Source organism: Gemmatimonadaceae bacterium (assembly GCA_035633115.1).
Classification (GTDB): domain Bacteria; phylum Gemmatimonadota; class Gemmatimonadetes; order Gemmatimonadales; family Gemmatimonadaceae; genus UBA4720.
Genome location: DASQFN010000047.1, coordinates 360,809 through 379,428, shown reverse-complemented (window position 1 = coordinate 379,428; position 18,620 = coordinate 360,809). Strand labels below are relative to the sequence as shown.

The window sequence follows — 18,620 nt, the reverse complement described above, 5'->3', positions numbered from 1 at the left end:
AGAAAAGACGGCATCATCCAAAGTTATACGGATGACGCCGTCGTAGTGTTCGGAGTTCGCAAAAACCGAGGTGTCATGCCCAGGACGAGAATCGAACTCGTAAGAGCCTAAGCTCGCGGGATTTTGAGTCCCGTGCGTCTACCAATTCCGCCACCCGGGCGACGGGGGTACGGATTTCTATTTAAGTGAGACGGCGGTGCAGAACAAGACCAATCGAGCGCAGCGCTGAGCGGCGGCGACTGCGGCACGTATCGCCGGAGTCTATCGCTCAGTCAAGCCCGCGTCTGCCGCCCGGCGGCGCCATCGGGGGACGGCGACGCCCGCCTCGTTGACCTCCGCGCTTCTGCACCTGCTCCATTCGCTGTCGCAGCTGATTCTGCAAGCCAAAGTATTTCGCTCGCTGCACGGGCGTCAGGAATTTCGCCAGCTCCCTCTGCTCACTCGCCTGAATGTCGAAACGCCGGCGTGACACTCCCATCAGCTCATCCAGCAGGGCCGCGACCTTCTGCTGATTCGGCGCGGCCGAGGTGAGCTCGCCGCGCAAAGCCTCCCTCGCCCGCCGCTCCTCCGCAAAGAGTGATACTCGCTGTGTCTCGAACTGCTGATTCACGGCGCGCAAACGCGACATCTGGTCATCGGTGAGCTGAAGCTGCCGGCGCGCGATCTCGGCGCTTCTCTCCCGAAAACGCCGCTCGAGCTCCTCGCGTTGCGGGCCGAGGGGTCGGCGGAAGGCGGAGTCGCCCGTGCGCTGACCCTGCAAAGGCATAGATGCAAGCACGCCCAGAGCTATTCCAGCCACCAGAAATACGAACCTCACTCGTTTCATTCGCCCGCCCCGCTGTCCGAATCCACAACCGCCGGCACGATAGTCTCGGGCTCGACGTCAGGAAGAGCATCGATGCTGTCCATCTCGCTGAGCAGCGCGACAAGGTGCTCGTCGGAAAGTCCATCCACTTCGCTCATGAGCAAACCCGCTCCGGTGCCAGCCACCGGTACGCCGGCCGGAGGCGACTCGACAACCACAGGAGCGCTCGGTGCTACCGTCGTCGCCGAAGACGGAGGCGCCACGGGCCGACTCGTCACCGCGATACGATTATTGTTGCCGCCAACCTGAGCTTCAGGGTTGAGCACGTCCCTTCCGACGAGTAGCGAGAGTCCGCCGGCCGCGACAACGACAACGGCTGCGGCAACGCGCAGCAACGGACTGGACCACACACTCTGCGGCCGCCCGATTGGCGTGTCAGACGCCGAAGCCGGTTCCCCATTGCCTCTGTGCAGCAGCAGTCCTTGTTTCGCCGCGACAGGAAGCGCAGCAACGATCCGCTGAACATCCATTGCCGGCGCTACCGGCATTGATGCGACAACGGCCCTGAGAAGCTCGAGCTCCGAGGCGCACGCATCGCACGATGCAACGTGTGCCTCGACCTCGGCGAGCTTCGCCGCGTCGAGCCTGCCGTGAACTACCTCCGGCAGCACATCGCGCATTTCGGCGCTCAGGCAATCATTCATCGAGAAACTCCTTAACGGCGCGTATCGCGTTGTGGTAATGAACTCGCGCGGCGCCCTCGGTCGTCTCGAGAACCGCCGCGATCTCCTTGTAGGACAGGCCCTGCTCCACTCTCATCGAAAAAACGTCGCGCTGCATCGGCGACAACCCATTCACTGCCCGCCTCACACGCGTCGCCGTCTCCTGCGCCACCATCCCGTCGAGCGCGTCGAAGGTGGTCTGCGCATCCGCCGCTTCGATTGGCACGAGATTGTTCTGCCGCTGCTCCGCTCGACGCCGATCGAGCATCAACCGACGCTCGATCGTGAACAGCCATGTCCGAAATGAGCTCTCGCCACGAAACGCGTGAAGCGACCCGAACGCGCGAACGAACGTGTCCTGCACCAGCTCCTTGATTTCCTCCCGCTCCCCCGCGCTCGCGGCGAAGCGTGCGAGCGCATCCGCATGGCGCTCCACCAGCTCGGTGGGCGCTCGTGAATCGCCCGCTTTCCACCGCTCGATCAATACCGAGTCGGCTTCGTCGGGGCGCCGTTGGGTTCGAGGATTCATTCAACTCGCATGTTAGACGCTATCCCGGGGCGAACGTTAACGCATATGATTATCAGGCATCCGCCTTCGCCAATGGGGGAAAAGATCTGCGCAACCCTGAAGTAATTGCCCACCGTGGCATTCGCGACAGATACCCCGAGAATTCGCTTCCGGCCTTCGAAGCGGCACTGGATGCGGGCGCCGACGGCGTCGAGCTCGACGTTCATGCAACGCGTGATGGAGCTGTTGTGGTCCATCACGACCCCCTCCTTCCGCCGGCCCTCGATTCTCCCATCGCCGGGCGCGCGATCGCCTCTATTTCGCTGGCAGAGCTCGACAGTTTCGAGCTGGCTCCGGGTGTCGCCCTTCCAACGCTTCAGGAGGTGCTGCAGGCAATCGGGGCGCGTGCCGCCGTATACATAGAGATAAAGGCGCGCGACATAGAGGCCCGCGTGGCGGCAGTCATATCGAGCGTTCCGGCCGCAGCAGCGCGCTGCGCGGTTCATTCATTTGACCACCGCATCATAAAGCGATTCGCCTCGCTCGCGCCGGATGTCCCTGCAGGAATTCTCCAAGTGGGATACCCGGTGGACCCTTCGTACCTCCTGGAAGCCGCCGACGCCAGAGATCTCTGGCAGTCATGCGAGTTCATCGACGAAGCGCTGATAACCACAATCCACAGTCGAGGTAGTCGTGTCATCGCGTGGACAAGTGACGACCCCGCGCAGTGGGCGCACTTCCGCGGCATTGGCGTGGACGGCATCTGCACGGACAGAAGCGCTGCCTGCGCGAGCTGGCTCCGCGAAATCGACGAGAGCTGATGATGCCGCAATTCCCTTGCAACGTCACACGTGCCGAGCTCGAGGTGGCGAGCTATGTTTTCGGCCGCGTCGAAGCGAGGACGCTTCGCCAATGAACAACAGGAGGAAATCCATCTAGATGCGACGCTATTTCGTACGTCTCACCGCGCTTGCGACATTTGCGGCGGCAGCGTGCCGACCTTATTCGGGCACTCAGCGGCCATCACCGGCATCCGGAAAAGATTCGGCCGTCGCTGCTGCCGGATTGGGCTCGAAATCACTTCCCAACGCTGACCCATTTCCGAGCACGTACGTGCGAGTCGCTTCGGCGCCGCTCGTCATTCGAAACGTGCACATCATGACGGCGGCAGGCCCGACGATACGCAACGGGGCAGTCTCGGTCGCAGATGGAAAGATCGTCGCGGTCGGCGCGACGGTCGATGTTCCGGCCGGTGCCGTGTTGATCGACGGCAACGGCAAGTACGTCACGCCGGGAATCGTGGACGTTCACTCGCATCTCGGCGTCTATGCCTCGCCGGGCGGCAGCGCGTTGAGCGACGGCAACGAAGCCACAAACCCGAGCACGCCGAACGTCTGGGCGGAGCATTCGGTGTGGCCCCATGATCCTCAATTTCCCCGCACCCTCGCAGGCGGGGTGACAACGATCCAGGTATTACCCGGATCAGCAAATCTCATTGGCGGACGCAGCGTCGTACTCAAGGTCGTGCCATCGCGCACGGTTCAGGGCATGAAGTTCCCCGGCGCGAAGTACGGCCTCAAGATGGCCTGCGGCGAAAATCCGAAGCGCGTCTACGGGACGCGGGCCGACGGGCCTTCCACACGCATGGGAAACGTTGCCGGCTATCGCACCGCCTGGATCAATGCCGAAGCATACCGCCGGCAGTGGGACAAGTGGAATGATGGCCACAAGGGCGATCCGCCGACCCGCGACCTCGGAAAGGAGACTCTCGCCGAAGTGCTTCGCGGAAACATTCTCGTTCACAACCACTGCTATCGGGCAGACGAGATGGCGCAGATGATCGACATCGCGCGGGAGTTCGGCTACAAGATCCGCTCATTCCACCACGGGGTCGAGGCGTACAAGATCGCTGACGTTCTCGCGAAGGAAGGCATTGGAGCGAGCGTCTGGGCCGACTGGGGCAGCTTCAAGATCGAAGCGATGGATGCGGTTCGCGCGAACCTGCCGCTTGTCGACCGCATTCCCGGGTCGCATGCGATGGTCCACTCCGATGATCCTTCCGGCTCGCAGCGGCTGAATCAGGAAGTGGCGAAGGCGATGAAGGCGGGGATCGAGGCGGGACTTTCCATCACGTCGGATCAGGCGCTTCGCTGGATGACGATCAATGCCGCGTGGGCCCTCGGCCTCGATGACAGGATCGGATCTATCGAGAAAGGAAAGAACGCAGACCTCGTTTTATGGTCTGCGGATCCATTCAGCGTCTACACGCGAGTTGAGAAAGTCTGGGTGGACGGCGCGATGTTGTACGACCGCTTCGACACCGCGGAGCACTGGCGAACCGATTTCGAGCTTGGCTTCGTGCCGACGAGGGCCCGCTGACAATGACAGACTTTCTCATGCGCAGAGCTGCAGCGCTCATGATGTCGGCGTTTGCGTTCGTTCTCCAGGCGCATCCCGCCGCGGCTCAGACGATCGCCATTACCGGCGGCAAGGTCTTCCCGGTTTCCGGACCGCCAATCGAGAATGGCACAGTTGTAATCACCAACGGCAAGATCGTGGGTGTCGGCGCGAATATTCCCGTGCCCGCCAACGCGCGCCGTGTAGATGCGAGCGGTAAGTGGGTGACACCAGGACTCATCAACTCGTCAACGCAGCTTGGGCTGGTGGAGATTGGCCAGGTCGCCGACACCCGGGATATGCAGGCGCGCGGGCAGGACAACATCGCGGCGTCGTTCACGGTCTGGGAAGGATTGAATCCCAATTCGGTGATGCTCGCTCCGGCTAGAAAGGAAGGCGTCACCTCGTTCGTCGTGCTGCCGACGGGCGGCTTGGTTTCCGGCCAGGCGGCGATACTCGATCTCGTCGAGGGCACAACGACCGACATGATCATGCGATCGCCGGTCGCGATGGTCGCCGAGATAGGCAATGCCGCGCAGGCGGGAACGACGTCGCGAGGCGAGCTGATCGTCAAGCTGCGCGAGCTCCTGGAAGACACGAAGTTCTTCATCACCCACCGCGCCCAGTTCGACCGGGCCGACACTCGGGAGTTTCGGGCGAGTCGTCTGGATCTCGAGGCGATGATTCCCGTCGTCCAGGGACGACTTCCGCTGCTCGTCATCGTCGACAAGCAATCAGACATCGACGCCGCGCTGCGCATCGCGCGCGATTACAACCTGAAGCTCATTGTCGGAGGCGGCGCGGAAGCGTGGCTGATGGCAGGCAAGCTCGCTGCTGCGCGCGTGCCCGTGCTGACCGGGGCGATGAACAACATTCCCGCGGGCTTTGCGGCGCTGGGCCAGCGCCAGGAAAATCCGGGCTTGCTCAGCGCGGCGGGTGTCCGTGTTGCACTCATTGGAAACGCCGGCGGCGGGGACGAAGAAGCCTTCAACGTGCGAAACATCAAGCAGGAAGCCGGCAACGCCGTTGCCTACGGAATGACATGGGAGAATGCGCTGAAGGCGGTCACGCTCTGGCCGGCGGAAATCTTCGGCGTGTCCGACCGCGTTGGCTCGCTCTCGCCGGGCCGCGATGCGAACGTCGTAGTCTGGAGCGGTGATCCATTCGAGTTCACGACTCGAGCGGAGCATGTTTTCGTTCGAGGTATCCAGCGAACCGAGAAGACCCGTCAGGATCTGCTTACTGAACGCTACCTCACAATGCCGGGGAAGCTTCGGTAAACGACAAGGTGGCACTACACGCTACCCGCTAGTCGCTGGGCGCTGGGCGCTGGTCGCTAACACCAGAAAATCAGAAGCCCGCGAGGTATCTCGCGGGCTTCGTGTTCGACAGTTTTCGGAGCTTGTGTCAGCCGCCTAAAGGCGGAGACTCGGCCGTTGCGGTTGTCGTTGGGTCGCCGCCGGTCGAGGATGACGTGCTCGAGGACGACGTGCTCGATGTCGACGACGTGGACGGTGTTGCCGCTCCTGCGTCGGCCGCACCGGTCGCTGTGTCTGGGGCAGCTGCGCTGGCTGCGCGATCAGCGGCCGACTCCCGCCGCTTCCGGTCGAGCTCCCCTTCGTAACGCGAAGCTTCAGCGTCGTGAGTGGCGAGCGTCGCCGAGAGTCGCGCGTAAGTGTCAGGGTCTATTTCCGAGCCGCCCTGCTTCGCCCGAAACACGGCGTACCCCAGCGCCTGCGCCGCCTTGTCAGCGAGCTGACGCGTGCGGAACGCTTCGAGCCGGATCTTGCCTTCATCGAAAGCGCCCTGCGCTGCCTTCCCTGCGCGGTCGAGCTCTTCCTTGAGCTTGTCGAATAACGCCATTGTAGTCTCGGGTTAGAGGATGCCCTGCGTGTTTAGTCTACGCAAAAAATCCACCAGCAGTTTCATAGGATGCAAAAAACCCCGCTCCCGCGGGGTTTCCGTACGACGCCTTCGCAAACGATCCGATGAATGCGGCAGCTTTTACGCGGCGTTCCCCTTCTCGGCGGTCTGCTCGGGGTAGACGCTCACCTTGTAACGGGTTCGGTTCTTGTGCTCGAACTTCACGACTCCGTCGATCAGCGAATAGATCGTGAAATCAGTGCCGAGTCCGACGTTGCGGCCGGGATGCCACTTGGTTCCGCACTGGCGGACGATAATGTTGCCGGCGACGACTTTCTCACCGCCGAACTTTTTCACGCCGCGGTACTGCGGGTTACTGTCGCGTCCGTTTCGGGACGAGCCGACGCCCTTTTTATGTGCCATGAGAACTCCTTTATCCGAGCTTGATGTCGTTGATGCGAACTTCAGTGAAGCCCTGCCGGTGCCCCTGCTTCTTGGCGTAGTTCTTTCGGCGCTTCATCTTGAAGACGACGATCTTGTTGTCACGACCCTGCCTGACGATCTCGCCCTTGACTGACGCGCTCTTGAGCGCGGGAACACCAACGATCGTCTTGTCGCCGTCCGAGCCGAGGATGACGTCGCTGAAGGTGACCTTCGATCCCTCGTCTCCTGGCAGGCTGGGGATTCTAATTGTCTTGCCGGACTCGGCGCGGTACTGCTTGCCACCTGTCCGGATGATTGCGTAAGCCATTTGGGCACTGCGGGTTAAAGAAATCGGGTACAGCCTATAACAATAAGCTTCTCGCCGAGTCAAGTCAATTTCTCTGCACTACAGGCGGTGTCCGGTTTTGATTGTAACGAAAATCGGGGGCGGCTATGACTGACCCGCGATTTGACGATGAGTGGTTTCGAGGGGAGTGGCTAACGTGGGATGAAGACGTCGATGTGCCGATTGGCAAAGCTGAGGAGGACATCATCGTCGAAAGCCATGTTGCCGACAGGCCATTGGACGGGGCCGCGTGGAAGGGGCCAGATCTTCTGCGCGCCGATGTGGTCGGTCGCTCCACGCAGCGGCAGGGGTGTGTTCATGATGATGACCTGAAACACGACCCGATAGACGGAGAAGGTGCACCGAGCACCGATGGGTCCCGTACGTCCGGAGATGACAACTCCGTCGTTGTTGAAGACAGCCGGAGCAACCTCGGCAGCGGAACCACTGTGGATGGTGAAGCTGGGCTTATTCCCTCCGTACGCTGCTATCCACACAACACACTGCTTTGGTGGGGTCCCGTAACGGCGAAACCCTGGATACGCAAAAGGAGGAATGACCCTTCTGTGTGAAGGGAAAATCAGATCGATCATGAGATACGTCTTCATGGCCCATCGGGCGAGTATTTTCACCTCGCGCTCACTTAGCGTAAAGACTCCGTCCCCCATAATCATGGGCGAGAGGATGGGCTTTGTTTCGGCCTCCAACAGCGACATCCAACCATTGTTGCACGACTTGCAAACCTGCCTAACCCGTGTCTTTAAGTTGGGCGCCGTTCGTTCGACACCGTCACGGGAAACAACCACCTCTGTCGTTGTTAGTCGTTGCTCCATCAATTCCAACAGCCAGACAGGCCAAACGTCCTCGCGTGTCATTGGGCCGCCACCGCAGAATACACAACGGCGTTTGCTTTCAGGGATTTCTGACATTAGTTTGAAAATATGCCTAAGCGGTCAAGCAGTAGTAAGAGACTCGACGCCAACCAACTGGCTGCGTCCATTGTGGCGCGGGCTACAGGCACACCCAAGCCCCATAAGAAGAATCCCGCAGCGGTTGAGCTGGGTCGCCGGGGCGGCCTCAAGGGTGGTCGAGCAAGAGCCGAATCACTATCCCCCAAAGAACGCTCCGAGATTGCCAAACGGGCCGCAAACGCCCGCTGGAAAGACCGGGAATAACCCCCCGTCAAACAGTCTCCTAACCGCTCGTAACGGGGCGGTTTTTGTTTGTAACATACCCTTGATAATGCTTGACCGCTCAAGCATATTACTAGGTATGAACGTACTCTCTATTTCCAGACGCGCCGCTGTCATTCGCGGCCTAGTTGAAGGTGGTTCAATCCGTTCCGTTGCCCGTATGACGGGAACGGACAAAGACACTGTCACTCGCCTACTGGTTGAGGTTGGCGAGTTTTGCTCGATCTATCAGCACCACGTTCTAGTCAATCTCCCCTGCGAGAGAATCGAAGCAGACGAGATTTGGTCATTCGTGGGCGCCAAGAAACGGAACGCCAAGAAAGCGGGTCAGGGTGACATCTGGACGTATACCGCGATCTGCGCGACAACGAAGCTTGCCCTGTCGTGGATGGTTGGAAAGCGCAACCGCCAGAACGCCCATGCGCTCATGTACGATGTCGCCCGCAGGGTAGCCAACCGCGTCCAGATTTCGACGGACGGACACGAGATGTACCCTAATGCTGTCGAGGCCGCTTTCGGTTGGGGTGGTTGTGACTACGCGATCATCGACAAGGACTACGGGAACACGATGGTCCCGCAGGACCCACGGAGGCGGTATAGTCCGGCCATTTGCATCGGGGTGGACAAAGCGTGGGTCATGGGCGACCCGGACATGGACCTTTGCTCAACGTCCTACGTCGAGCGGTGCAACCTCACTATGCGGATGCACATGCGCCGCTTCACGCGGTTGACCAATGCGTTTTCCAAGAAAGCAGAGAATCACGCGCACGCCGTGAGCCTGCATTTCATGTATTACAACTTTTGCCGCTCACACATCACCCTGACGAAAGCGGCGAACGGAATCAAGACGACACCCGCCATGGCGGCGGGCGTGACGGACCACGTTTGGACGATTGAGAAAGTGCTAGGCCTCATGGACCCGAAAATCAAACTCGGTCAGGCGGCCTAATGTCACAGTCAAAATCGGACACTACCGCACTACAGTCAGCGACCCCCAACGTGGCGGTTGACTCAGTCAATCCGTATCGTTGTAACACCCTTACCCATGTAACCCGCGTCCCCGAGGTAGTAACTGCCCGACGAGCTCCGACAACAGCTGCAATCCGCCCTTGGTGCCAGCTACGCAATCGAGCGAGAGCTTGGCGGCGGAGGCATGTCGCGTGTCTTCCTGGCGAACGAGGTCTCGCTCAATCGGAAGATCGTCCTGAAGGTTCTTCCCTCCGAGCTGGCAGGGGCGGTGATGCTCGACAGGTTCCGCCGCGAGATCCAGATGGCAGCCCAGCTTCAGCACCCGCACATACTGCCGGTATTCTCCTCGGGGGAAGTTAGTGGGCTTCCCTACTTCACCATGCCGTTCGTCATCGGTGAGTCGCTGCGAAAACAGCTCGGCGCGTCGGGCGGTTTTCCAATCGCCGACACGGTGCGCATCCTTCGCGAAGTGGCCTCGGCGCTTGCTTATGCGCATCGATGCGGAATCGTGCACAGGGACATCAAGCCGGACAACATCCTGTTGTCCCATGGCTCGGCGATGGTGATGGATTTTGGAGTCGCCAAAGCGATTCACGCGGCGATGCGCCCGAATGACAACGCGTTGACGTCCGAAGGCCTCGTAATTGGTACGCCGGCCTACATGTCTCCGGAGCAGGCAGCAGGCGATCTGGAGCTCGATCACCGCTCGGACATCTACGCCCTTGGCGTGATGGCGTACGAGATGCTCGCTGGTACAACTCCGTTCGCCGGCCGCTCCCGCCATGCGATGCTCGCGGCGCACCTGGTCGAGCAGCCCGAGCCGGTGGCAACCCGTCGCCCGGACATTCCCGATCCGCTCGCCACACTTGTGATGTACTGCCTGCAGAAAGAGCCGGGTGACCGGCCACAGCATTCGGCAGAGCTGGTGTCGGCGCTGGACTCCGGCAACTTCAGCGGGGAGTCCAGGGCGACAACCCGTCGTGGGCGTCGGGAGCCTTCGATCGCCGTGTTGCCGTTTGCGAATCTTAGTGCGGACCCCGAGAACGAATACTTCTCGGACGGCATTGCCGACGAGATCATCAGCGCCTTGAGCCGCATCGCTTCTCTTCGAGTGGCGGCACGGACATCGTCGTTCGCGCTGAAAGGACGCGGTCTCAATGTGTCCCAGATAGCGGAGCAGCTGAAGGTCGACGCGGTACTCGAGGGAAGTGTGAGACGCTCGAAGAACCGGGTCCGAATTGACGCGCAGCTGGTCAACGCTGACGATGGATATCTCCTCTTTGCCGAACGCTACGACCGGGAGCTCGACGACGTATTCGCGATTCAGGAGGAGATAGCGAAAAGCATCGTCGGCAAGATGCAGATAAGGCTCACCGGTGAACAGAAAGAGTCACTCGGACGCCGGCGGACCGACAACGTCGAAGCTTTCGAGCACTACCTGCGTGGCCGTTTCATATGGAATGGAACACGAAAGATGCAGGCGGCGATGCAGCATTTCGGCGAAGCTCTCAAGCACGATACGGGATACGCGCTCGCATACCACGGCCTCGCTGACTGCTATTCCGTGCTCGCCGTTTATGGCTTCGTGCCGTCAGTCGCGGTGATGCCGAGGGCAAAGGCGGCAGCAGTACGCGGTGTCGAACTGGCACCGGATCTTGCCGAGACGGGAACGACCCTCGGGCATGTTCAGATCCTCGAGTGGGATTGGACTGGCGCAGAGTCTACTCTGCGCGCGGTTATCGCCAAACATCCACGACACGCCCTCGCACATTCGTACCTCGCCTGGCTTCTGTCCGACATGGATCGCCGGGCCGAAGCGAAGGCTGCTGCAAAGCGGGCGTCCGAGATAGATCCACTCCATAACATGATCACCGCACTGGTACACTATCACGCGCGAGAGTACGGCGAGGCTATCGCGTACTGCGAGCGAGTTCTGGAGCTGGACCCGGAGTCGTTCACCGGATTGTTCGCCATAAGCCTGTCGTACGCCCACGAAGGGCGGTACGAGCAGGCGATCAACTACGCGCGGGAAGGCGCGCGGCTTTCGCCCGGTGTGACGTTCATGCAGGCGCTGCTCGGCGTCGTCTACGCGATGTCCGGGAAGATCCAGGAGGCACAGGATGTCCTTGCGAAGTTGAAAGAGAAAGCACGATCAGAGTATGTCGCTCCCATTCTCCTTTCGTGGGTTCACGCACACCTCGAAGAGATTGACCTTGCCTTCGAATGTCTCGATCAGGCATTTGCCGAGCGCTCGTGCACGCTGGCATTCGGGATCCGCTCACCGATGTACGATCCGTTTCGTCTCGACCCGCGGTTCGATGTACTCCTGAGCAATCTCGGACTTTCCTGAGGCGGCAGCCGTTCGCGGATTCGCGACTGTGTGTGCCTAGTTCGCCGTTGTCCTGAAGCTCATCACTCGTTGAGGCGGCGGCATCGCCCATCTGGAGTCCGGCGGCAATCCGCGCTCGAGGCGCCCGATAAAGTTGTCGATATCCCACGCTGCGTTGAACTGCAGCGAGAGTGTACCGCGCCTGAAAAGCGATTCCCAGTGTGTAACCATCACGTTCCGCGGCGCGAGCACCTTCAGAAGACTGTCCGGCGTGTTCCTGAGGTAGGTGGAAGTCGCCGCGCAGATAACCGCAAGGTCGACCCGCCGCGCCTCGAGGGTCGCACGATCAGGAAATCCGTGAGGAGGCTCACTCGGAGCGTCCTGATAATAGATCCGAAACCGGGGCGTCGTGTCGCGAGGTGCGAGAACGTCGATGAGATAGGCGTACGGCTCGCCGAGCTTCCAGTCCGAGGCGGTCGCAGGCAGCGATCGCAAATCCCTCGACAAGCGTCCCGGCGCGAAACGGTAGCTTGTTCCGAGACGCTTCACCGTTGGAGCGTGCGTCGCGACAAGCGGCATGAAGCGGAACCTGCGGTCCCTCGTATAGATCCACGTCCCGGCACGGTCCCGCGTTCCAGCTCTCTCGGTGGGTATCGCAATCAGCCGCGACCCGCTGCCTGCCCGAAGCGAGGCATCTCCCATCAACATGTGGCGAATCGATGGGCCCCCATAGATCCTCGCTGATTTCGCACGGTGGTTGGCAATGTACGGCACGTCGAGGAGATGGTCGTAGTGTCCGTGTCCGACGAGAATTGCCGACGCACTGTCCGCGGCTACCGGGAGAAAACGCTCGATCAGTGCAGTGTCGGGCGTCAGGCGAGAGCTGCCCGCCGCCATTAGTGAGAGAACAACGCGCTTGAGGGGAGGTTTCGAAAAGAAAGGGGCAGCGAGTAACGCTGCCCCGCGATACCGGACGAGAATTCCGGATGTGCCGAGATAGGTTACGTCGACCTGATTGTCCGGATTGCCACACGACTCCGCTTCGCAGCCGATACGGCGGAGCGTCGGTTCCAGCTGACCGGAGGGCGGAGTCATTTTCCAGCAGCCGCCAAGCAGCGCGATGCACCACGAGGCCGCTGCGCAGCGGCGGAGCGCTCGACATGCACGTGCAGCACTCGCGTGTTGCATTCTGCTCCATTGTCCGAAATAGCGGCCGGTGGCGGCCGCGCGCCCGCTATGAGAGCGCGTACTGCTGTGTTACGTCCCTGCCCTGCGCTTTGACAACCAGCTTGAATTCATCGGGCTTGAGCAACGGATCATCCCGAAGCTCGAGCGAGAAGGATGCGGCTTTCTGAAGCTTGTGGACCAGCTCCTTTTCTTCCTCGAGAACATACATCGCGACTTCGGGATGGAGCTTCACCAGCAGGTTGTCGCGGCGGCCTTCGATCACCATTCGCCGCACGGACCGCTCCATTCTGCGCACGATCGTCTCGGGCGTGAACACCCTTCCGGTGCCTTCGCATGTCGGGCACGGCCCGGTCATGCTCTGGTAGTGACTCTGCCTGACGCGCTGCCGCGTCATCTCGATCAGCCCCAGGTCGCTTACCGCAAAAGCTTTTGTGCGCGCGCGGTCGCGACTCAGATGCATGCGAAGCTCCTGCAGGACACGCTCCCTGGACTGCCGCGTCTCCATGTCGATGAAGTCGCAGACGATAATTCCGCCAACGTCGCGAAGCCGCAGCTGACGCGCGACCTCGGCAGCGGCCTCGATGTTCGTCCGGAGCACCGTCTTCTCCGGGTCCTTCTTGCCGGTATACCTGCCGGAGTTCACGTCGATCGACACCAGCGCTTCCGTCGGCTCGATGATGAGGTAACCGCCTGAAGGAAGATCGCAGCGGCGCTTGAAGGCATTCCGGATCTCGGATTCGATTCCCGCTGAGTCGAAGAGCGGCGTCGGGGCTTCGTACAACTTCACGCGGGGAATGAGATCCGGAGCCACCGTCTTGAGGTACTCGACCACCTCGTTGAACACGGGCTTGGAGTCGATCTTCAGGCTGTCTACCTTTGCGCTGAACAGATCGCGGACGAGACCCCGGGTGAGCCCCGTCTCGCGGTGTAGCAGAGCCGGCGCACGGGTGAATTTGGACTTGCGCTGGATCTTCTTCCACTGGGCCATCAGCATCTCGAGGTCTCGCTCCAGAGCCTCGGGAGTAACGTCCTCGCTCACTGTCCTGACGATTACTCCGCCCGAGCGCTCGGGCAATATCGCGGCAACCTGCTCCTTGAGACGCTGGCGTTCCGCTCCGGACCCGATCTTCCGACTTACGCCGACCCGCGACGAATCCGGAATGTAGACCAGGAATCGACCGGCGAGTGAGAGCTGGGCGGTTACGCGCGGACCCTTCGTCGAAATCGGCTCCTTGGAGATCTGGACCATGATCTCCTGCCCGCGTTTGAGCGCGTCCTGGATCGGCGGCGCCTTGCGGCCTCGCCGCGATTGATGGACCGCGGCCGGAATACTCTCGGCGCCATTGCGCGCCGCCGACGCGACTCCGTTCCCGTTCCCGTTGTCGGGATCGTCCTCGTCTTCGTCGTCCTCCGCCTCTTCGGCGCTTTCATGAACGAGATCGGAGGCATGAAGGAAGGCGCTCTTCTCCGTGCCGATGTCGACAAATGCCGCCTGAATCCCCGGCAGCACCGCCTCGACCTTCCCAAGGTATACGTCGCCTACCATGCGACGGTTGTCTGGACGATCGACGAGTAGCTCTACGAGCTCCCCGTCCTCCAGGATCGCCACGCGCGTCTCGCGCGCGCCGGCGTTGATGAGGATTTCTCTTTTCATCGTCGTCCACCCGGCATCCGTGACGGCGACTCGGCATCACGGGATTGCGGGCGGATGTCCTTATGTGTTGGCGCGCACTACTGCGACGCTTGAGTGGACTTCAGGGCCAGCGCTGATTTTCCCCAGCGAGGGCTGGTGCTGGACGGCGCGAGTCGCGCGCTCGTCCCCAGTCTCGTCGGAGCAATGAATTTGTTCGTTTGTAATGTAGGGAAAAACTCTCTTTTGGCAATAGTGACAACGACTTAGCCCTCTCAACTAATCCTGAGCGCCAGCCACGCAATAGCTAGCAGATATGTGAGCAAGGCCTTCCACTCGCCATGCTTCATGTACAGAGTGGGGCTGAACGCACTCGCGTTCGAAGCTTCCTCACGCCACGGTTTCACCCGCGGAACAAACGCCGGGACGTTCTGCGAGTAGCGTGCGTAGCCCTCCGGGAAGCGGCTGCTGATGTTCGCCCGTTCCCGCTCCATAGTTGGCGCATAGACAAAGGCCCAGAACGCGATGACCACAAGCAGAAGCGCCCAATGGGCAGCGACCGCGAAGCCCGCGGCAATCAGGAAGCTCCCGAAATAGAGCGGGTTGCGCGTGTGGGCGTACGGCCCGGCTACGGCGAGCTGCTCGTTCTTAGAGATGTGTCCTGAGGCCCATGCGCGGACCGCTACCCCGACGAGGGCGATGAGCCCTCCGGTGATGAGCGAGAGCTGGGTTGGCCGGGCAAACAGCAGATAGAGAATTCCGAGGGCGAAACCGAGCGGCAACCGTAGCTTCTTGGCTGCTTCGGAGTAAGTCAATCGGCGATGCCCCTCAGGAGGTGACGCGCGATCACGATTCGCTGTATTTCGGAGGTCCCTTCTCCGATCTCGCAGACTTTCGCGTCGCGCATCATTCGCTCGACAGGATAATCCTTCGTGTAGCCGTACCCACCGTGGATCTGGATTGCCTTGAGCGTGGACCTCATTGCAAGCTCGGAGCAGAAAAGCTTTGCAATCGCGGCTTCCTTACCGAATGGTTTCTTCTGCTGAGCCAGCCAGGCAGCATGGAACATCAGGTGCTTCCCTGCTTCGATTTCAGTCGCCATGTCGGAGAGCTGAAACTGGATCCCCTGAAAGCTCGCAATGGCACGGCCGAACTGCCGGCGCCCGGCAGCGTAATTCAAAGCCTGCTCGAAGGCGCCCTCGGCAATTCCGAGCGAGAGGGCAGCGATTCCGATGCGGCCCGAGTCGAGCGTCTGCATGAAGTTGATGAAGCCCATTCCATCCTCGCCAAGTCTGTTCCCGACCGGTACTTCGACATCCTCGAAGATGAGCTCCCGGGTATCGGAGGCACGCCAGCCCAGCTTGTCTTCCTTCTTTCCGGCTCTGAAGCCCGCCATCGACGGAAGCGACGGCTCGTGACCGATGTCCACATCTGCGCCGCGCTGCGACAGATCGGCTTCCTTGGTGACAATGAACGAAGTGATGCCCTTCGTATCGAGCGCCGGATCGGTGACGGCCGTGACGACGAAGATCTCGCCAACCCCGCCGTGCGTGATGAACACCTTCGATCCGTTGAGGACGTAGTGACCGTTTTTTCGGACAGCCGTTGTGCGAGTACCGGCTGCGTCGCTGCCCGCGGTCGGCTCGGTCAAACCGAATCCGCCGAGCACACGCCCTGAGGCGAGGAGCGGGACGTAGAGCTCCTTTTGCTCGGGGGTGCCGAAGTTGACTATCGGCGAAGTGCCGAGAGTCGTGTGCGCGGAGATCGTGATCGCGTGCGAGGCGTCCACCTTCGCCATCTCATGGATGACGATGAGGTAGCTGAGTATGTCGAGTCCGGCGCCGCCGAGTGATTCCGGCCATGGGATGCCCAGAAGTCCCAGCTCCCCCATTTTCTTGATGTTCGCCCAGGGGAATTCCTGGGACGCATCGAATTGCGCAGCGACGGGAGCCACTTCGTCGCGTGCGAACTCGCGCACCATGTCGCGTACGGCCAGATGCTGCTCAGAGAAATAGAGGGAGTCGTCCAAAACCAGTTACCAGTTACCGGTTACCCGTTGCGTGTATCCGTTTCCCGTAGCCGTACCCGTTGGCCGCAACCTGCTTGCCGCTGCCAGCATGCTGATACCAGTTGCGGATCAATCGAGTGCAGTCGTCAGGCTGCTTCCGTGCCTTCTGAGCGATTTATCACCGCGAGGAGCTCGCTGCCGTAACGCTCCAGTTTTGATGCGCCTACACCTGGGACGTCGCGTAGCGCGGCAAGCGATCGCGGACGGCGCTTCGCGATTTCCGCCAGCGTTCTGTCCCAGAAAACAATATACGCTGGGAGTTTCTCCTTACGGGCGATCTCGCTTCGGGTCGCGCGCAACGCCTCGAACAGCTTTTGTTCGGCCGCGTCGAGCGAAATGTCTTCGGTCGAAGGCGACGCCTTCTCGCGGTGTCTGCTGCGCGCGGGGTTGGCAGCCGCCTTGCCTGCCGGTGACCGTTTGCGCTCGCGAACTTTGCGCGGAGCCGGCTCACCGGCCGGTGGTCGCGCTACTGTAATGCCGAGACAGTTGTCGCAGCCGTCGCACTTCGACATGGCTTCGGGATCGCCGAAGTAGCGCAATACGAATCCGCGCCTGCAGCCTTTCGCGTAGACGTATTTCTGCACCGCGTCGAGCTTGGCCAGCTCTGCCGCGCGTCGTCGCGCGTGCAGCGCCCAATCAACGGCAAGGCGCTGCATCGGCAGATCCGGAGAAACGAGCCGAAGTCCGCCGCCTACACGCTCCCACATGAGTAGCTGTCGCGACTGCAGGTCATCGAGCAGTGACGCTGCGGTCTGAAGTCCAGCGAGCCCCGGTGGAAGGGCGTCCAGGTTGACCGTTGCTCCCGTCTGCAATTTTTCGCCGGCAATTCGCCACAACGCTCGCAGTAGGCCAAGCGCCGGATCCGCGTCGCTGGTGAGCTCGCGCTTGATTCGCTCGGGAGTCGCAAGAAGACGGACGCGCGCAAGTGCGGTTGACGCTGCCTCGTCCACGATTGCACCCGCGCTCAATAGAATCCGAACGGCGCTCTCGGCTTCGCGCTCGGAGGTTTTCCCACCGGCGAGCGACGCGATTGCCGACGGCGAGTGTGGGAGCTCCCCACGCTGCGACTGTTTCACGAGCGCTGAGTAAACAGCTTCGATAGTCGTGCGCTCGGGATACGAGCCACGAATGAAGAACTCGTGAGTGAACCGGTCGGGGAATGAGTGGATCAGAAAAACGTCGGAATGCTTTCCGTCGCGTCCCGCTCGTCCTGCCTCCTGGTAATACGCCTCGAGCGTCCCTGGCATCGAGTGGTGCACGACGAGGCGAACGTTGGGCTTGTCGATTCCCATTCCGAACGCGTTCGTCGCTACGATCACGCGGACCCGCTCGGCCATGAAGGATTCCTGAACATCGCGTCGATGGCGGTCGTCGAGCCCCGCGTGGTACGCGGCCGCGGGAATTCCCTGCTGCTCGAGCATGCCGCTCAGCCGGTCGACCGACTTTCGGGTCGAAGCGTAAACGATGCCAAGGCCGTCTTTCGCCCGCAGTGTCTGCACGAGCCGCGCGTCTTTCTCCGTGTCATTTCTCGCCGGCAGCACATGGTAGGTGAGGTTCGTGCGATTGAACCCGGTGATGATCACGCGAGGATTACGCAGGGCGAGCTGTAGAGCTATGTCGTCGCGCACACCCGGCGTCGCCGTCGCCGTCAGCGCGATCGTAGGAGGCGAGCCGAGCTTTTCGCGGACGTCCCTGACTCGGAGATAGCTCGGGCGGAAATCGTGTCCCCACTGACTGATGCAGTGCGCTTCATCCACTGCGAGCAGGCTGATGCCGATGCGGCGCAGTCGCTCGGCGATGTTTCCGTAATCGAATCGCTCGGGCGCGAGGTAAAGCAGCTTGAGCTCGCCGCGCGTGGCTCGGCCAAGCCGATCGCTGACCTGGGATGACGTCAACGAGCTGTTGATGAACGCTGCCGGGAGTCCGCGCGCGTCCAGCGCGTCAACCTGATCCTTCATCAGGGAGATCAGAGGAGAAACGACGACAGTCAGTCCGGGAAGAACGAGCGCGGGCACCTGAAAGCAAAGCGACTTGCCGCCCCCGGTTGGCAGCACAACCAGTGTGTCGGAGCCCGCGAGAACGGACTCTATGGCCGCCTCCTGCCCGGGACGAAATCCATCGTACCCGAACGCGGTCTTCAATACGCCGCGCGCAACGGCGATGGCTGGTCGATTCACCG

At 61.2% G+C, this 18,620-nt stretch carries 17 protein-coding genes and 1 tRNA gene; 5 read left to right on the top strand and 13 right to left on the bottom strand.

All coding sequences use genetic code 11. From position 1 onward, the window contains the following. Positions 1 to 76: 76 nt before the first annotated feature. The 4 genes from VES88_06310 to VES88_06295 form a co-directional block, all read right to left on the bottom strand. A tRNA-Leu gene (locus tag VES88_06310) sits at positions 77 to 160 on the bottom strand. Positions 161 to 268: 108 nt separating this feature from the next. Continuing rightward, positions 269 to 826: a hypothetical protein gene (locus VES88_06305; protein HYN81096.1), complete on the bottom strand. Its 558-nt coding sequence runs from the start codon at positions 824 to 826 to the stop codon at positions 269 to 271. Then, entirely contained in the window at positions 823 to 1,509 is a 687-nt protein-coding gene (locus VES88_06300) for a zf-HC2 domain-containing protein (GenBank protein HYN81095.1), read from the bottom strand. The genes VES88_06305 and VES88_06300 overlap by 4 nt, the downstream gene beginning before the upstream one ends. Next, positions 1,502 to 2,056 (bottom strand): RNA polymerase sigma factor, encoded by a 555-nt coding sequence (locus tag VES88_06295; GenBank protein HYN81094.1) that lies wholly within the window; start codon positions 2,054 to 2,056, stop codon positions 1,502 to 1,504. Before VES88_06295 ends, VES88_06300 begins: the two co-directional genes overlap by 8 nt. Between VES88_06295 and VES88_06290 the strand changes: the two genes are divergently transcribed. The 3 genes from VES88_06290 to VES88_06280 all read left to right on the top strand — a co-directional run bounded on the left by VES88_06290 (position 1,981) and on the right by VES88_06280 (position 5,712). Next, positions 1,981 to 2,856 (top strand): glycerophosphodiester phosphodiesterase, encoded by an 876-nt coding sequence (locus VES88_06290; GenBank protein HYN81093.1) that lies wholly within the window; start codon positions 1,981 to 1,983, stop codon positions 2,854 to 2,856. The genes VES88_06295 and VES88_06290 overlap by 76 nt on opposite strands. 118 nt (positions 2,857 to 2,974) lie before the next feature. Continuing rightward, on the top strand, positions 2,975 to 4,414 hold the full coding sequence (locus tag VES88_06285) for an amidohydrolase (protein ID HYN81092.1): 1,440 nt from the start codon (positions 2,975 to 2,977) through the stop codon (positions 4,412 to 4,414). Positions 4,415 to 4,416: 2 nt separating this feature from the next. Further along, entirely contained in the window at positions 4,417 to 5,712 is a 1,296-nt protein-coding gene (locus VES88_06280; GenBank protein ID HYN81091.1) for an amidohydrolase family protein, read from the top strand. A 127-nt stretch (positions 5,713 to 5,839) separates the two neighbouring features. Here the strand turns inward: VES88_06280 and VES88_06275 are convergent, their stop codons facing one another. The 4 genes from VES88_06275 to VES88_06260 all read right to left on the bottom strand — a co-directional run bounded on the left by VES88_06275 (position 5,840) and on the right by VES88_06260 (position 7,696). After that, on the bottom strand, positions 5,840 to 6,295 hold the full coding sequence (locus VES88_06275; GenBank protein ID HYN81090.1) for a hypothetical protein: 456 nt from the start codon (positions 6,293 to 6,295) through the stop codon (positions 5,840 to 5,842). Between the two features lie 141 nt (positions 6,296 to 6,436). Next, positions 6,437 to 6,718, bottom strand: coding sequence for a 50S ribosomal protein L27 (rpmA, locus tag VES88_06270; GenBank protein HYN81089.1), 282 nt, complete (start codon positions 6,716 to 6,718; stop codon positions 6,437 to 6,439). A 10-nt stretch (positions 6,719 to 6,728) separates the two neighbouring features. Continuing rightward, positions 6,729 to 7,046 carry a 50S ribosomal protein L21 gene (gene rplU / locus VES88_06265; protein HYN81088.1) on the bottom strand — a complete coding sequence of 106 codons (318 nt, stop codon included), beginning with the start codon at positions 7,044 to 7,046 and terminating at the stop codon, positions 6,729 to 6,731. 170 nt (positions 7,047 to 7,216) lie between these two features. After that, entirely contained in the window at positions 7,217 to 7,696 is a 480-nt protein-coding gene (locus tag VES88_06260) for a hypothetical protein (protein ID HYN81087.1), read from the bottom strand. 610 nt (positions 7,697 to 8,306) lie between these two features. On the opposite strand from VES88_06260, the gene VES88_06255 reads away from it, so the two are divergent. Together VES88_06255 and VES88_06250 are read left to right on the top strand one after the other, a co-directional pair. After that, positions 8,307 to 9,206, top strand: a complete 900-nt coding sequence (locus tag VES88_06255; protein ID HYN81086.1) for an IS1 family transposase — start codon at positions 8,307 to 8,309, stop codon at positions 9,204 to 9,206. A gap of 123 nt (positions 9,207 to 9,329) precedes the next feature. Further along, on the top strand, positions 9,330 to 11,576 hold the full coding sequence (locus tag VES88_06250) for a protein kinase (protein HYN81085.1): 2,247 nt from the start codon (positions 9,330 to 9,332) through the stop codon (positions 11,574 to 11,576). Positions 11,577 to 11,612: 36 nt separating this feature from the next. Here VES88_06250 and VES88_06245 read toward each other — a convergent pair whose 3' ends face one another. The 5 genes from VES88_06245 to VES88_06225 all read right to left on the bottom strand — a co-directional run bounded on the left by VES88_06245 (position 11,613) and on the right by VES88_06225 (position 18,618). Then, positions 11,613 to 12,650: a hypothetical protein gene (locus tag VES88_06245; protein ID HYN81084.1), complete on the bottom strand. Its 1,038-nt coding sequence runs from the start codon at positions 12,648 to 12,650 to the stop codon at positions 11,613 to 11,615. A gap of 139 nt (positions 12,651 to 12,789) precedes the next feature. Then, positions 12,790 to 14,397, bottom strand: a complete 1,608-nt coding sequence (locus VES88_06240; protein HYN81083.1) for an Rne/Rng family ribonuclease — start codon at positions 14,395 to 14,397, stop codon at positions 12,790 to 12,792. Positions 14,398 to 14,648: 251 nt separating this feature from the next. Further along, entirely contained in the window at positions 14,649 to 15,188 is a 540-nt protein-coding gene (locus VES88_06235; GenBank protein HYN81082.1) for an isoprenylcysteine carboxylmethyltransferase family protein, read from the bottom strand. Further along, the gene (locus VES88_06230; protein HYN81081.1) at positions 15,185 to 16,402 is read right to left on the bottom strand and encodes an acyl-CoA dehydrogenase family protein; all 1,218 of its coding nucleotides are present in this window, start codon (positions 16,400 to 16,402) and stop codon (positions 15,185 to 15,187) included. Before VES88_06230 ends, VES88_06235 begins: the two co-directional genes overlap by 4 nt. 125 nt (positions 16,403 to 16,527) lie before the next feature. Then, on the bottom strand, positions 16,528 to 18,618 hold the full coding sequence (locus VES88_06225) for an ATP-dependent DNA helicase RecQ (protein HYN81080.1): 2,091 nt from the start codon (positions 18,616 to 18,618) through the stop codon (positions 16,528 to 16,530). Positions 18,619 to 18,620 lie beyond the last annotated feature (2 nt).

Excerpts from the sequence above, each read along its gene's own strand:
- VES88_06305 (HYN81096.1), bottom strand. The coding sequence starts at position 826 with ATGAAACGAGTGAGGTTCGTATTTCTGGTGGCTGGAATAGCTCTGGGC.
- VES88_06300 (HYN81095.1), bottom strand. The coding sequence starts at position 1,509 with ATGAATGATTGCCTGAGCGCCGAAATGCGCGATGTGCTGCCGGAGGTA.
- VES88_06295 (HYN81094.1), bottom strand. The coding sequence starts at position 2,056 with ATGAATCCTCGAACCCAACGGCGCCCCGACGAAGCCGACTCGGTATTG.
- VES88_06285 (HYN81092.1), top strand. The coding sequence starts at position 2,975 with ATGCGACGCTATTTCGTACGTCTCACCGCGCTTGCGACATTTGCGGCG.
- VES88_06280 (HYN81091.1), top strand. The coding sequence starts at position 4,417 with ATGACAGACTTTCTCATGCGCAGAGCTGCAGCGCTCATGATGTCGGCG.
- VES88_06275 (HYN81090.1), bottom strand. The coding sequence starts at position 6,295 with ATGGCGTTATTCGACAAGCTCAAGGAAGAGCTCGACCGCGCAGGGAAG.
- rpmA (HYN81089.1), bottom strand. The coding sequence starts at position 6,718 with ATGGCACATAAAAAGGGCGTCGGCTCGTCCCGAAACGGACGCGACAGT.
- rplU (HYN81088.1), bottom strand. The coding sequence starts at position 7,046 with ATGGCTTACGCAATCATCCGGACAGGTGGCAAGCAGTACCGCGCCGAG.
- VES88_06255 (HYN81086.1), top strand. The coding sequence starts at position 8,307 with ATGCTTGACCGCTCAAGCATATTACTAGGTATGAACGTACTCTCTATT.
- VES88_06245 (HYN81084.1), bottom strand. The coding sequence starts at position 12,650 with ATGACTCCGCCCTCCGGTCAGCTGGAACCGACGCTCCGCCGTATCGGC.
- VES88_06240 (HYN81083.1), bottom strand. The coding sequence starts at position 14,397 with ATGAAAAGAGAAATCCTCATCAACGCCGGCGCGCGCGAGACGCGCGTG.